This is a genomic window from uncultured Apibacter sp. (assembly GCF_946479295.1).
Taxonomy (GTDB): Bacteria; Bacteroidota; Bacteroidia; order Flavobacteriales; family Weeksellaceae; genus Apibacter.
Genome location: NZ_CAMLFD010000009.1, coordinates 75839 through 91829, shown reverse-complemented (window position 1 = coordinate 91829; position 15991 = coordinate 75839). Strand labels below are relative to the sequence as shown.

At 30.9% G+C, this 15991-nt stretch carries 7 protein-coding genes and 1 pseudogene; 4 read left to right on the top strand and 4 right to left on the bottom strand.

All coding sequences use genetic code 11. The features are described from left to right. Both Q0T35_RS07270 and Q0T35_RS07265 read right to left on the bottom strand, forming a co-directional pair. Positions 1-5857: pseudogene (locus Q0T35_RS07270) on the bottom strand (hypothetical protein); the annotation flags it as partial. 284 nt (positions 5858-6141) lie between these two features. Then, entirely contained in the window at positions 6142-8271 is a 2130-nt protein-coding gene (locus tag Q0T35_RS07265) for a Tex family protein (protein ID WP_295841557.1), read from the bottom strand. 290 nt (positions 8272-8561) lie between these two features. Between Q0T35_RS07265 and rsmG the strand changes: the two genes are divergently transcribed. The 4 genes from rsmG to Q0T35_RS07245 all read left to right on the top strand — a co-directional run bounded on the left by rsmG (position 8562) and on the right by Q0T35_RS07245 (position 14223). Then, complete coding sequence (rsmG, locus tag Q0T35_RS07260) at positions 8562-9188, top strand: 16S rRNA (guanine(527)-N(7))-methyltransferase RsmG (RefSeq protein WP_293916777.1); 627 nt, start codon at positions 8562-8564, stop codon at positions 9186-9188. Between the two features lie 4 nt (positions 9189-9192). After that, positions 9193-12162 carry a tetratricopeptide repeat protein gene (locus Q0T35_RS07255; RefSeq protein ID WP_295841554.1) on the top strand — a complete coding sequence of 990 codons (2970 nt, stop codon included), beginning with the start codon at positions 9193-9195 and terminating at the stop codon, positions 12160-12162. Positions 12163-12183: 21 nt separating this feature from the next. After that, a complete protein-coding gene (locus Q0T35_RS07250) occupies positions 12184-13932 on the top strand; it encodes a hypothetical protein (RefSeq protein ID WP_295841552.1) in 1749 nt (582 codons plus the stop codon). A 69-nt stretch (positions 13933-14001) separates the two neighbouring features. Next, on the top strand, positions 14002-14223 hold the full coding sequence (locus Q0T35_RS07245; RefSeq protein WP_293916771.1) for a PspC family transcriptional regulator: 222 nt from the start codon (positions 14002-14004) through the stop codon (positions 14221-14223). 13 nt (positions 14224-14236) lie between these two features. Here Q0T35_RS07245 and Q0T35_RS07240 read toward each other — a convergent pair whose 3' ends face one another. Both Q0T35_RS07240 and Q0T35_RS07235 read right to left on the bottom strand, forming a co-directional pair. Next, positions 14237-15010 carry a rhomboid family intramembrane serine protease gene (locus Q0T35_RS07240; protein WP_295841550.1) on the bottom strand — a complete coding sequence of 258 codons (774 nt, stop codon included), beginning with the start codon at positions 15008-15010 and terminating at the stop codon, positions 14237-14239. Between the two features lie 115 nt (positions 15011-15125). Next, on the bottom strand, positions 15126-15986 hold the full coding sequence (locus Q0T35_RS07235) for a DUF2911 domain-containing protein (protein WP_293916765.1): 861 nt from the start codon (positions 15984-15986) through the stop codon (positions 15126-15128). Positions 15987-15991: the final 5 nt, after the last annotated feature.

Sequence of the window (15991 nt, the reverse complement as noted above, 5' to 3'; positions counted from 1 at the left end):
TATCTTCTACTCTTCCAATCTCAACTCCCTTACTATCTTGGTAGATAATCCTCATTTTTTCTAAAAAGCTATCTATTCGTGATTTATCTCCGTTCTGTGATAACATCGGATAGATGGAGTTCCATAAATCTACTCTACTTTTGACTCCCTCCGGTTCATATTCACAGAGTACAGGCTCATCTTTTTGTACTTTTAAATACGGATATAAATATAGTTTTACTTTCGATACATCATCACAATATTTCCCGTCTTTATCTTTTACTCTTACATAAATTTCATCTACTATATATAATCCTTCTTTATATAATTCTCTATTGATATAATTGGATATTTCCGGCTCTGTCAAATGTTTATATATTCCTTGCGCTTCGTTTTTAAAGGATTCTTTCGCATCCGCCTCATTCCTATAATAGCGATAACTTCCCGATGGATAATTACCTATGAGGGCTTCGGCTTCATGTAAATCGTATATTTCTTTTGAATCATCACTTGAATCATCACATTTAACCGCTAATTTTACTTCTTTTTGTATCGGTACATTTTCCGAATTCTTTTTAAACCATACTTCATTAATTCCAATACATCCACTCACTTGATTCAACACTCGTACATATAACGGTTTGTTAAAATCTACGATAAAATAACTGTTTTTATCTATAGGTTTGGCGCTTGTACCTTGTACATCTAAAGCCTCAGATTTGCTTCGATAATAAGTTATTTCTTGTTGTGGCGATTTTGTTATTACCAATTCGTCTAAATCTTTAAGTAAAACGTCATTATAATCTCCGTCTAAATCTTCATCACACAGGGTATATGTAATCTTATTCGGCCTTGGAGTTTCTTTCTGGGTTATCGTAATGATTCCAGCATTACCACATCCGTTCTCTTTATTCTCAAATAATACTTTAATTTTTACTTTCGACTCTCCTGCCGGTGGTTCATAGTTGCTTAACGTGCTCGGTATCGCTCCTGAGGTATCTTCTACTCTTCCAATCTCAACTCCCTTACTATCTTGGTAGATAATCCTCATCGCTTTAAACATTCTGTCTAAACGGGTTGGATCCGTTGTACCATTGGATGCAAGCATTGTTTTGGATAAATCCCAAAGATTTATTTTTGTCTTTTCTGCTTCCGAACCATATTCGCATATTTCTTCGGATACATGATCCACTTTGATAAAAGGATATGTAGTAATTTTAATTTTAGCAATACTGTCGCATGCCCCTCCTTTTTTGTCGTTAACTCTTACAAATACCTCATCCCAAGTATAAAAACCATCATTGGTTAAATTTCTTACTTGATAAGTTTGCGGAGTTGAAATCGCTTTACTCCTATTACCGTTTCTTGCATCTGATTCTTGTTGGTAATAGGTGAATCCTGCTTCAGTTATATCTTTTATCTGTGATGAAACCGATGTCAGATCAACCAAGGAAATATTATTACTGTCTGCACAACCTAAAATTACTACTTCGTTTTTATCTATTTGCAATCTTGGATTTACATTTACAGATATAGAGGTAATTGTTGGACATGTTTTATCCTTTTTATCTATTCGAACATAAATTATGTAAAAAGGATTATTTGGAGGGTTATTTGTAAATTCATCGTGCTTAATGGTGAAATTTATAGGTGAAACTGCATTAATACCTTGTTCGGCATTGACCAATGATCGGTAATAGGTAAAATCATATTCTGCATCAATAAAAGATTGAGATTCACCAATAATTATATTCGTTTTATATTCATCTAAGTTCTTAATTACGTATTTGCCATCTATAGTCCCATCAGTCTCATCGCATATATCTATAAAATGTACATTCGCTTTGGGAACTAAAGAAATTAAGAATTCTATTCTTCGGATTATATAACAGCCTGTTTTATTATAAACAAATTTTACCCAAACCATATCTCCACCGGTTACCTCATATTGTTTACTATCTACATCAGATATTTGGTAGCCGTTAACCGCATTGTATCTGCTTGTATGATATGATACGGTAAAATCAGATATGTTATGGGATGCTCCAACCATTTTAATCGGGTATTCAGTCAAATCGACCTTTACTTTTTTCTCTTCATTACATAATAAAGTAGTAAAATTATTTACATTCAATTCAGGATAAGCATTTACTGTTATAGGAGCTACTGAGAAACAATTGCTTTGTTTATTTTTAACTCTAACCCAAAAAGTTGCTGGAAAATATGTTATAGTAGCACTTCCGTTTAAAGAATATTGATTTAAAATAGCATCATTTCTTGATCTGTAATAAACGAATTCATAATCGTCAGGATTTTGGAGCGTATCCAAAAATAAATGATTATAATAATACAAGTTAATAACCTCCCTAATGTCTTGCTCATCATCATGTTTGGTATTATTATTACAGTAAAAAATGCTAACATCTTGTTTTAAAACAGGTGAATCAACCAAAATAAATTTCAACTCAAAAATTTCGGAACAGTTTCCTGCTTTTATCTTTACCCAAAGGGTTGACATTTGTCTTGCTTCAAATTGTGTAATAGGTGTAGTTCCTATTTCAGCATCTTTTTTAGTTAGATAATATTCATAAATCATCCTATTATTTAACTTAGCATTATTGCGTATTAATTGACCCGTAACGGTTCCCTTTAGCATGGAGGAATCAATAATCTCAATTCCGTCATTTTCAAAATCGCATACATAAATATCTTTATTTGCTGCTATAGGAACTGGTATTAAATTAATTTTTACAGGAATAATTTTATAACATTTAGTTATCTTATCCTCTACTCTCATACATATCTCATTATTGGTAATGTTGGTTCTGACATCTACCATATAGAGAATAGGAGTACTACTATCTACATACTTTCCTAAATGTTCTCCAGGTTCATATATCTCATATTCCGCATCATATGCTAATCTATAAAAATCAATGTTTACTCCTTTGGAATCGATAACGATTTTAGACAAATCAACCTCCTCTATATTGTCATCATCAATATCACAAATTTCTAAGTTAGTATATTCCGGTAATTGTACTGCAGGTACTAAATCAAATTTAATTTCAACAATAATAGGACATTGATTATAAAATTCTAATTTGGTAAAGGCACTGCTAGCTGCCCTACTGATTTGAAATTTAGCAGGATCTTTAATTGTTGCCTTTTCTCCTTTATGTGCTTCTTCTTTTGTCTTATAATATTTTAAATTTTTTATATCTTTTATAGAAGTTTTTATAGATAACAACTGACTGGGAGTAAGAAGCTTTTCCAGCTCATTGGGTGCTGTTTTCGTTGTAGCCTTAATAAATTCTAAAATATTAACTAATTCTTCCCCGTCATCATTAAAATCGCATATAGTATAAGGTCCTAATACTTTCTCTTCAACCGGTATTAAATTAAATTGAATATCATAGGTATAACTGCACTGGTTATATCTTACCGCTGGATAAATTAATTTAGGGCTCTCTGTAGAAATCAGCGGAAAGGATTTTTTAAGCATTCCCGTTTCATGTTTTTCATCAACTAGATACATATCCCGATCGGTAGGGTTATCAAAAAAGACAATTTTATCACCCTGATCATTACCGAAAGAAGGATTAGAAGAAGAATAGGTATACAAATCTTTGAGTATTTTTTCATATTTGCTTAGCTCAATTATCTCTATTCCGTCATTATAGGTATCGCAAATATCAAAATCTTTTACACTTAAGCTTTGTTTTTGGGATATGAAAATAGTTATGGAACTTACTGTTGTCAATCCGCTTTTTTTAACTTTATATTTTAAATAAATTGTAGGCTTAGCCGGAGCTTTTACACTATATATATATCCGGGAGTTGATTCTTTTAATTCAAGTTCTATAGTACATGCCAGGTTTTTATAAAAGCCGATAATCTCGATGTCTTGGGCAGTTAATGAGGTCCCGTACAAGAAGTTAGGAAGATAGGATTCCAAATTAACTTCTTCTGTTTCATTGGAGTTACATATGGAAGGCATTAACATACCACCGCCATTGCCGCCGCCACCGCCGCCACCGCCGCAATCTGCATCTGCAAGAAGAGTTAATTGGGTATATACTTCACCACAATAATCAGGATGTGAAGCCTTAACATAAATAACACTATTTAGCTTAACATCACATTTTTTGGGATCTATAATTTTTTGCTTGTATTTATCGTCTTTATAATATTCCCATTTTACTGTTGATGGAATCGGATTTATAGTAGAATTTTTAAGCAAATTAGGTTCGTAATGTGTAAGATCTAAGATAACTGTCTGTCCTTCTCTAACATAACAGATAATGGCTTCACTTTTTTGAAGCTCTAGTTTTTTAACCAATTTTACCGTAAATGAAACTAAGGTATAACAATCTTTATCCTTAATTGATTTATTCCATGCTTTAAGGTAAAATTTAACGGTATCGGCGGTAGAACCGGATAAATCTATAGGATAATTTTGAATAACTACTCCAGGTAATTCTCTCATATTTTCATCCAGGATAATATACTCCGTATTACTATCTATTCCGTAATTAAATTTATAGAGATTTACCGTTTCTTTATCGTCATTATCTTCATCACATACAATAAACTGCCGATTATCTTTGAGATCGGGTTTCTTGTTAAGACTTAGCTTTATTTCGGAGTTGATCCAACAAACTCCACTTTTCAATACATTTACATATACAGTTCTATCTCCTGAAAAAGTAAAGGATTTTACTTGATTGTCGGGAATTCTATTTCTTAAATCCTTATCCCAATAATAGGTAAAATGCAAGGTTGAATCAGGATTCATTTCCGATTCATAGGATGTCAAATCTACGGTATAACTATCACCTTTATTTATACAAAAAGGTTTGGGTGTAATTTTATTTGCACTAGGAAATTCCTTATCAAATGTAACTCGTATCGTATCTGTGATGGTTAAACTTTTGCATCCGTTGTAAGTAACCTCCACTCGATAGTATGTATCTGTAGACGGATTTACAACTGAAGTATTTCCCGATGACTGATACGGATAGGAAGAATTTCCATGATACCATCTAACATCAATATCGATTGTTCCATCAGGGGTGAATCTCCAGGCTTCTTTTTTTGCTTCCCATTCACCTGTATTTCTCCCGGGAGCAGAGATTCCATAATTTCCGTAGGAATTTATTAAACCTATTAATGCTCTTTTATCTTTAGGAGTTTTTGGATTTTTGTTTTTATTTCCAACATATATATCTATAATATTGAATGTTTCATATAATACAATTTGGGAAGAGGAATAAATTCGATCAGGTCCGTATTGCTTTAAGTTATCAAAATTTATAATGAATTTACGATATGGAGCTGTACCTTCATAAGCTACCTTAATCTTGCTCGGAGTTGTGTTATTCATATCGTGATATACACCGAATATAGAATTTTTAGGTAATCCTGAATTCGGAATAGGACCTGCAATATAGTAAGGGCACTCTTTATTTCTTTGGGATAAATCAAAACTGACTACCCCATTATCGCTAACAATAATTTTGTTATAACTGTTACCATAAAAGCAAAAATTAAAACCTATATCTACAACTTCATCTCCGAATACATCGTCACTTTTTCCATTGGTATTACTAGTTGAAACTGGAGTACCTTTAGAAAAATCAACATGAGCAGGATATTCAATAGCAGAAACTTTATATTTATTAGATTGTTTTATAATAGGATATTCTGCGGATAACTCAATTTGTTTATTACCGTAAAAATTATAATCGCAATCAACCTTAACAATTTTTGAATTTCCGTTATGATCTTTAAGTGATACTTTCGGTTCTTCAAAATCTTGTGCGGAAAATTTACCAATAAAAAATATTAAAACAAACAGCAAATAAAGATTTTTCATTTTTTTTAATTAATTTATATTATTGTATAATTAATCAAATTCTAGCTAATTTAGAATTTTATAAAATACCAAGACAATCAAGGGATAAAGATATAAATTCTTATTTTTTTCGCACTAGTTTTTAATAAAAATTATACTATGTAACCTTCTCTCTAAAAATTTTTATTTACAAAAACGTAAATTTTATATAATAAATATAGCGTAAGGTTAAATAATTTAAAAAATTATATATTATGAAAAATAAATATGTTGTTTATAAAATTAAAATCGATTTGTGTATAACATTAATCGATCAGAGATAATTGTATTCTTTTTCTTTCAACATCAACATCTATGACTTTTACTTCAACGTGTTGATGAAGTTGCACAACGGTATTTATATCCGTGATAAATTCTTTACATACTTTTGAAATATGAATTAAACCATTTTCTTTAATACCTATATCTACGAAACATCCGAAATTGGTAATATTATTAATGATTCCCGGAACGGTCATTCCAATTTTTAAATCGTCTATTGTTTTTAAAGAAGGATCAAAAGCAAACATTTTGACCTGTTTTCTAGGGTCTAATCCAGGTTTTTCCAATTCTGCAAGTATATCTTCCAAGGTTAACATGCCTATATCATCTGTAATATAGCTTTTTATATTTATTTTTTGTATCTGTTCTTTATTACGAAGCAGATCATGTATTTCAATTCCTAAATCATCAGCCATTTGCCTCACGACAGGATAACATTCCGGATGAACGGCAGAGTTATCCAAAGGATTTAGAGAAGTGGGAATTCTTAAGAAACCAGATGCTTGTTGAAAAACTTTTTCTCCAAGCCTTGGTACCTTTTTTAATTCTTGTCTGCTATTAAACGCTCCATTTTCCGAACGATACTTCACTATATTTTCTGCCATCTTTTCTCCTATTCCAGAGACATAAGATAAAAGAGATTTACTCGCCGTATTGAGATTTACTCCTACACTGTTTACACAAGAAATAACTACTGCATCTAGTTCTTTTTTTAGTAAAGCTTGATCCACATCATGTTGATACTGACCTACACCAATTGCTTTAGGATCTATTTTTACCAACTCAGCCAAAGGATCTGATAATCTTCTACCTATGGAAACCGCGCCCCGTACGGTTACATCATAGGAAGGAAATTCTTCTCTTGCTAGCTTTGAGGCAGAATATACTGAAGCCCCCGCTTCATTAACTACAAATACTTTTAATGCGCGATCAAAAGCTATGGATTGTATCAATCGTTCGGTTTCTCGGGAAGCTGTCCCGTTACCTATGGAAATAGCCTCTACTTTATAAGCATTTACCAAAGATTTTATCTTCTTAACCGCTTCTTTACCTTCTTTCTGAGGCGGATGTGGATAAACGGTATCATTATGCAATAAATTTCCGTTTTCGTCTAAGCAAACTAATTTACAACCCGATTTATATCCCGGATCAATGGCTAAAATTCTTTTTTCACCTAAAGGGGATTGTAATAACAATTGCTTTAAATTGGATGAAAAAACCTGTATTGCTGTTTTATCGGCAGCTTCTTTTGCTATTTGAAATACTTCATTGCTTAGTGCCGGTTCCAATAGTCGTGAAAAAGAATCTTTTATTGCTAAGGAAAGCTGATCTTTGATTACTTTTTCGTTAGTTTTAATTATACATCTACTTATTATAGATAAGGCTTCATCTACCTCTACTTTTACTTTTATTCGTAAAAAGCCTTCTTTTTCTCCTCTTAGAATCGCTAATAATCGATGAGAGGGAGATCTTTTCAAGTTTTCTGAAAAATTAAAATAATTCGAAAATTTCTGTGCTTCATTTTCTTCTTCTTTTCCCTTTATAATTTTGGATTCTATAATTGCCGTTTGTTGAAAAAATCGTCTTAAGCCAGATCTCACAGAATTATTTTCATTGATCCACTCCGCTATTATATATCGTGCTCCTTGCAAGGCTTCTTCAGGAGTTGTAATATTTTCCGACAAGTATTTAGCACCCAACGTTGTTATATTGGGAATTGTCTTTTGGGCACACAAAATTTTTGCTAAAGGCTCCAAGCCATTTTCAATGGCTACAGATGCCTTCGTTTTTCTTTTCTTTTTGTAGGGTAAATAATAGTCTTCTAAAATAGTTAAATCAAAGCAGCTTTCAATGCGATCTCTAAAATCTTCGGTTAAGGCATCTTGTTCTTCAATACTTTTTATAATGAATTCCTTGCGCTTTTGAATTTCTTCAAAACCAGCTTTAAGTTTAGCTATGGTAAATATTTGAACTTCATCCAGGTTTCCTGTTATTTCCTTACGATAACGGGCAATGAAAGGAATTGTATGATCTTCGTCTAACAACTTTACAGTTGCTTCAATACTCCTTGAAGAAATATTGATCTGTTTCTGAATGAATGAGGTTATATTCATAATATTAATTTTAAAAGTAGTAATTCAGCTGCATTTTTTATGTGATAAAAATAGGTAATATAAAATTAATCGATTCTTTAAAATCAATTCTTCCATCTTTGTTAATATTAATAGAATCGGGCAAAAAAATCAATTTTATAATTAATAATTTATCCATTCTGTCAATAGCTATTATCTATATATTTATCTAATACTTAAATCCTTATTTTTGCTATGCTATCATAAATGTCTATTACAAAATACGGCCTTATATTATTAAAACTTATATTTTTGTATACTCATTACTAAAGATGATAAATTTAATACAAAAGTATTTCCCGAAGATAACTGAAAAGCAGACGAATAGGTTCGCGAAGCTTCCCGAATTGTACGCTCAATGGAATGAGAAGATAAATGTCGTATCTAGGAAAGACATAGATTCCTTACTTGAAAAACATGTTCTTCATTCCTTAGGCATTGCAAAAGTAATGCAATTCACTCCCACTACAAAAATTTTAGATATCGGTACAGGAGGCGGATTTCCGGGAATACCTTTAGCTATACTTTTTCCTGAATCTCAATTTACATTAGTGGATTCCATAGGCAAAAAGATTAAGGTTGTAAATGAAATTGCCCAATATTTAGAATTAGCTAATGTAACTGGCGTAAATGCACGTGCAGAAAATATTGTAGAAAAATTTGATTTTGTGGTAAGCAGAGCAGTTACTCAAATGCCCATCTTTATGTCTTGGATAAAAGGAAAATTTTTAAGTAAAAATAACAATAGTTTACGAAATGGCGTTTTATATTTAAAAGGAGGTGATTTAACTGAGGAGCTCAAAAATTTCCCTGCAGCTAAGATCTTTGATTTAAAAGATTATTTTGATGAAGAGTTTTTTATAACTAAAAAAGTCGTTTATATTAAAAATATGCACTAAAATTATGCGAAAAAAAACCCAATGGCTTATTCCACTGTTAGGAGCAAATCTATTAGTAAATGCTCAACTATCAGAAATTTATTATAACAATTATCCAATAAGCAATGCAAAAGAATTATATGAAAATGAAGCTTATCGAGGTTCACAATATATAATAAATGATTTAATAAATTTTTGCAATCTTAGATCCTACCAGTTGGAAATTGCAAATTTCTACGATGCTCTCATAAGTATTATTTTACAAGACGAAGAAGCCGAAAAGAAATTTGATGCATTTACGAATAAATATCCGCAAAGTGCATTGTCGGAAGGTGCACACCTTCAATTGGGAAATTACTATTTATTGCATCAGGATTATTATCGTGCAGCAGAAGAACTTGCTAAGGTTGACATTGGAAAACTTCCTCCAGGCCAAGTTGCAAGTCAATACATTAAGCTCGGATATGCACAATTTATGAATCAGGATTTTGAAAATGCTGAAAAAAATCTTGAAAAAGGCTCGTATAGTGATCAATATAAAGATCAGATCAACTATTTATTAGGGCATATTGCCTATGCTAATGGAGAGCATATTGAGGCTAAAAAAAGATTTACCTCTCTTTTAAATCATCCTGATTTTTCGGAAAAAATCAAACCTTACATGGTTCAAATTTATTTTAACGATGGTGAATATGACGCTGCAATTACTACCGGAAATTCATTATTAGCCTCTAATAAATATCCGGAACTTAAAAATGAGATTACGAAAATAATTGGAGAATGCTATTTTAAAAAACAAAAATATGCAGAAGCTGAGCCTTATCTTAAAATATATATAAGAAACAGTACTTCTCCTACTTTAAGCGATTATTATCAACTAGGATATGTACTGTATCAAGCCAAAAAATATGACGAAGCTGTCACTTATTTTAATAAAATTACGGTAGGTGACATTTCACCTATTTCACAGAATGCCTATTATCAACTAGGTAATTCTTATTTAAAAACTCATAAAAAGAAAGAGGCATTAAGCGCTTTTAAAGCTGCGGCTGAAATGGATTTTGATAAAAGAATTCAAGAAAATGCTTATTTAAATTATGCTAAATTGAGCTTTGAAGTAGGAAATCCATATGAATCTGCCTCTAAAGTTTTAAATACTTACTTAAGTAAATATCCCAAATCCAATTATACTCTTGAGATCAATGAATTACTAATTAGATCATATATTGATTCGGGTAATTTTTTAGAAGCTTCAAAACTTCTTTTTTCAATCCCAAACAAATCTCCTGAATTGAAACTTAAAGAGCAAGAAGTTGCTTATGCATATGGGGTACAGCTTTATAATCAAGGTAAGATCAAATTAGCCTCTAATGAATTTGAGAAAGCTATTCGTTTAAAAAATAATTCGGAATTTTATGCTCGCTCTCTATATTGGATGAGTGATTGTCAATATCAATTAGGTAATTATCAAAATTCTATAGATTATTTACAACTTTTACAAAGTACCGGCAAACTTATACCTGAAAGTCAGCAAATTATGTATCAAAAAGGATACTCTTTTTTAAAATTAAATAATTTTGATAAAGCTGCTGATGCATTCCAGGAATATCTTAAAAATCCTAAGCAAGAATTTAAAGCGGATGCAGAGGTTAGACTAGCAGATGCTTTTTTAGGAAATAATCACCTAGATCAGGCAGCCACTATGTACGAACGGTCTTATTCATCCAATAACGAAGATAAGGAATATTCTCAGTATCAAAAAGCTATTGTATACGGCCTTCAAAAAAATTACAAGAGTAAAATCACCGAACTTGAAAAATTTATAAAAGATTATCCTAAATCAATAAATACCATTAATGCTTATTTTGAATTAGGGTCGGCATATGCTGAAATTGGAGATTATAAGAATTCTAATACGTATTTTCAAAAAGTTATCAGCTTTTCAAAAAATAATGATTTGGTGGCTAAATCCTATATAAATATTGCTGATAATTTGACTACTCAAAAAGATTATCAAAAAGCTATTGTAAATTATGGAACTATTGCCGATACTTATGCCAAAACTGAGTATGCATTACAGGCTATTACTGGAGCAAAAACGGCTTTTATAGAAAGCGGCAAAGAAAACGAATACATAGATTGGGCTAAGAGCAAAGGATATAACATTGATAACGCTGAAGCTGAAGAGCTGACTTTTATGTCTGCCCAAAAGAAATTTTTAAATAAAGATTATGAAACAGCCTCTCAAGAATTTACTACTTTTTTAATTAAATTTCCTAATACAAGCCGTAAAATTTCTTCGCTTTATTATTTAGGAGAATGTAATTTTCAAAACAATAATTATACACAAGCTGTAAATGAATTGAAAGACGTAGCAAATTCATCCAATGAATTTCAAGAAGATGCTTTAGTAAGGCTTTCCCAAATTTATCTAAAACAGGAAAAAGATGGAGATGCTCAAAATTCCTTGGAATCTTTGTATAAAATTACTTCTAATCAAAATTATCGATCTTTTGCCGAATTAGAACTTATGTATATCTATTCCGATCAAAATGAATTTAGCAAGGCTAATGAGATGGCTGTAAAAGTGCTGAATAATTCAAAAAATTCTGCTACTGTAAAAGAACAAGCATCTTTAATCAAAGCGCGAAGCTTATATAATACTGGAAAAATCAAGGAAGCTAAATCAATATTTACAACACTTGAGCAATCTAAAAACAATGCTGTAAAAGCCGAGACTTTGTACTATAATGCTTTGTTTAAAAATATCGATAAAAAATACGAGGCCAGTAATTCAGTTATTTTTAATTTGACATCTAAATATTCCGATCAGCAGTATTGGGGAGCTAAAGCATTACTTATAATGAGCAACAATTATTTCAATCTTAAAGATAATTATCAGGCTACTTATATATTGGAGCAAATTATAGAAAATTATAAAGAGTTTCCAGATGTAATACAAGAAGCCCAAGCTCAGCTTAACAAAATTAAATAATTATACCAAGTTTAGAAGTTTATGAATACTCAATATAAAATACTGTCACTTATTTTTTTACTAACTATTTTTACTAATTTAGGATATTCTCAGATTAAAGAAGAAACTTTAAACATTAGACAAAAGAAAAATCCGCAAGTTAATGTAAAAGATATAGAGAAAAAGAAAACAGACCCCGATAAATATCCACCGACGAATGAAAATATGCCATCAAAAAAGGATTCTTTAAATTATACTATTATCGATGTTCCGGCAGTTTCTGAGTTTCAAACTTCTCAGTTACCTCCTCAATCATTAAATACTGATTTTACTAATTCGTATTACGAAAATCATGCAAAAATCGGATACGGAACTAGAAATACATTGCTAGGAGATCTGTATTTCAATTATCCGATAAATAATAATTTATCTGGGATAAAATTGTCTACACTTTCTACTGATGGCCCTAAAAATAAATACGATTGGAAAACGTCTTCTACAAATATAGACGCCGAAGCTTTTTATATTTTTAAATTAAAAACAGGAAAATTACATTTTGCAGGAAATTATACCTATAACGGATCGAATTATTACGGACTAAATGTTCCAGAATTAAATGCTACTCCAGGGATGAATGTAAGACAAAATACAAACCAACTTACTTTTAAATCAGACTATGATATGTATAGCAATAATTACCTGGATAAAGCTTCTTTAAAAACCGGATATATGTGGGACAAGTTCGATTCTAAAGAAACTTTTGTCAACTTAAAAGCGAAGTTAGCTAAAAGCTCAGAAAATACAAATATTATGTTATCAGGTTTGAATTTTGGTGTAGAAGCAGATGTATTATTTAATTATACTTATACACATTTTGGTATAGATACTAAAAATAAATATTCTTTCCTTACTGCTGGATTTTCTCCCGTATTACGGATATCCAGTATGGGATCTTATCTTAAAGTCGGAGCCAATATCGCCTATAATGGAGAATTAGAAGGCAACAATACAAAAATATTTTTTCATCCTAAAGCAGAATTTTTGTTCAATGCTGCCAAAGAAATTAGCGTCTATGCTGGTATAGACGGGGGAATAAAGTTAAATAATATGTCGAATCTATTTTCGGAAAATCCGTATTTATATTCTAATCAATTGCTCAGACCTACTAATGTACTTTATAAAGTATATGCTGGTGTGAAAGGAGATATTGATGAAAGTATAAAATATGAAGCAGAAGGTTCTTTCAGCAAAGCAGAAAATCTTTATTTTTATATGAGAAATCCTTACGATCTTATCATATCTTCTAATTTAAAATCCTACAATAGGTTAAATACTTTTAATGCTGTTTATGATGACGGAAATATTATTACCGTTAAGGGTGCTTTACAATACTTTTGGAACGGAGATTTAAGTTTCGGTTTGGAAGGTGAATATCATAACTATAATCTTGATGTACTTAAGCATGCATATAGCTTACCTGACTACAAGATCGGATTAGATGGAAATTATAAAACTTTAGAAGATAAATTGAAATTTGAGGCAAAATTATTTTTTACCGGAGAAAGAAAAAGTAATTATTTCTACTATGAACCTGTATCAGCAACTATTAAAGAAGGAATTACTACGTTGGATAGTTATGTTGATCTTAATCTCTCAGCTTCTTATAAATTGATAAATAATTTTTCAATATTTATAAATGGAACTAATTTATTCAGCAAAAATTATGAAAGATTTCAAGGATATAAAGTTTTAGGTGCTCAAGTAATGGGAGGTGTTTTAGTCCAATTTTAGTATAAATTTAGAGCAAAATTAATAACTTTATAATTCTTATTTTGTCATTAATTTAATTAACTTATATCTATGTTCAAAAGATTAAGAACTATTTTTGAAGCCAACGGATTCGAGGTTATTTCTCGAATCTCGGAAAAATTTGGGGTGCGTGCCTCTAAATTAAGGCTTCTATTTATTTATCTTTCGTTTATTACATTAGGTGGCATTTTTGCTTTATATCTTACCGGAGCTTTTTTTCTATGGATTAAAGATAGCATTATTATTAAGCGTCCCTCTGTATTCGATTTGTAAATTTTTAATTTTTTCAAGTATCTTTTCTGTTTTCTGTCGTTAGATCTTTCTTATCTTCTTGATTTTCAAATAATTCAGAAGAACTTATGGAATTAAAATCCTCAGGATATTCATTTTTATATCTTTCCCAAAGTTCATCATCATCCGAGTGATCATATTCTTCCGTCTCCCAATTAGGTTTCTTCCTTTTTTTCCCTATATTTCTTAACATATAAGCTAATATAAATCCTGTTACTGCTCCCGAAAGATGACTTTCCCAAGAAATATGCTCTCCATTAAAAATTCCTAACAACTCTCTTGGGAATATTCCCCAAACCATACTCCCATATAAAAAAACGACTAGTAACGATACCGCCATTAATGTTTTTTCACCCCTAAAAATTCCACTAAAAAATAGAAAAAAAGCGAGTACATAAATAATTCCACTTGCTCCTATATGACATGACAAAATAGAAGAATTCATGATCGTAAAATCAGGCAACATCCAAACCACTATCCCTGATATTAGCCATCCATTGATTAACACGAAATAAGCTAATTTATCATAAAATTGAAAAGTAAAAAACGTTAAAACATATAATGGTACTGTATTACTGATTATATGCTTAAGATTTCCATGAAAAAGTGGGGCAAGTATGATCCCTCTCAATCCCTTAAAGCTTAGCGGTATAATTCCATAACATTCTTTTAAAATTATGAAATTTTGCAATAAATACACAAGCCAAATAACACCTATAAGTATGGTAGGAACTATAATGGCTTCTTTATGTATAGGGATCTTATGCACTGAGATTTATTATATGTATTTTTGATTCTTTTTTAATAAACTTAATTTTATCATATTATAATAAAAACGGCAAGAAATTTCTTACCGTTTTTATGTTATTATTTTATTATTAAAATTATAAGATTTTTTTCCATTCTTTAATAGCTTCTGTATTTAATCGGATGTAATCTTTATTTCCTTCTTTTTGGGCTCCCTCCAAAGATTTTTCAGCAGAATCTATTGCCCCTTTTATATCTCCTAATTTTGCCTGAATTTGTGATTTAACTCTAAAATACCAATAAGGAGATTCTCCTTGTTTCAAATCAATAGCCCTATTAATCCAATTCAAGGCTTTTTTCATATCTCCATTAGATTGTAAGTAGTAATTAGCTGAGGCATAATAAGCATTTGCATCAGCTTTTGGATTAGATAAAATCCCTTCTATACTTGCATTGGCTATCTTTTGGGTAGGCACATTAAAAATAACATCTGCTAACACTTGATCCCATATAAATTGTAAATGCGCAGAATTGTCTGAAAGGTTATTAATTCCAATAGTAAAAGATTCCACAGATTCCGCTAATTTTTTTATAGGCACTGTTGTCTTTAATACCACTTTATTATCATCCCATTTTTCAGGATTTCCCCAATTTTCATGATCCGAATAAAAAATTATATCCCATTTATCATCATAAGGAATCGTATATATGGCATATTTCCCTTTAGGAAGAGTTTTACCGTCGATTTCAATGTCATCACCAAATTTGATTGTCGTATTTTCATTGGCACCGGTTCTCCAAATTTGCCCATAAGGTACTAACCCACCGAAAATAACTCTTCCTTTTTTGTTAGGCCGTGAATAAACATATTCAACATCTGTTAAACCCACCATTTGCTCAACTTCAGCTTTTAAACTTGCTGCCGGAGTTTTTACTTGTTGAGCTTCACTAAAATGTGAAAATAATGTAAGAGCTGATAATAAGATTATTTTTTTCATATTTA

Coding starts and splice junctions, on each gene's coding strand:
- Q0T35_RS07265 (WP_295841557.1), bottom strand. CDS start 8,271: ATGAATATAACCTCATTCATTCAGAAACAGATCAATATTTCTTCAAGG.
- rsmG (WP_293916777.1), top strand. CDS start 8,562: ATGATAAATTTAATACAAAAGTATTTCCCGAAGATAACTGAAAAGCAG.
- Q0T35_RS07255 (WP_295841554.1), top strand. CDS start 9,193: ATGCGAAAAAAAACCCAATGGCTTATTCCACTGTTAGGAGCAAATCTA.
- Q0T35_RS07250 (WP_295841552.1), top strand. CDS start 12,184: ATGAATACTCAATATAAAATACTGTCACTTATTTTTTTACTAACTATT.
- Q0T35_RS07245 (WP_293916771.1), top strand. CDS start 14,002: ATGTTCAAAAGATTAAGAACTATTTTTGAAGCCAACGGATTCGAGGTT.
- Q0T35_RS07235 (WP_293916765.1), bottom strand. CDS start 15,986: ATGAAAAAAATAATCTTATTATCAGCTCTTACATTATTTTCACATTTT.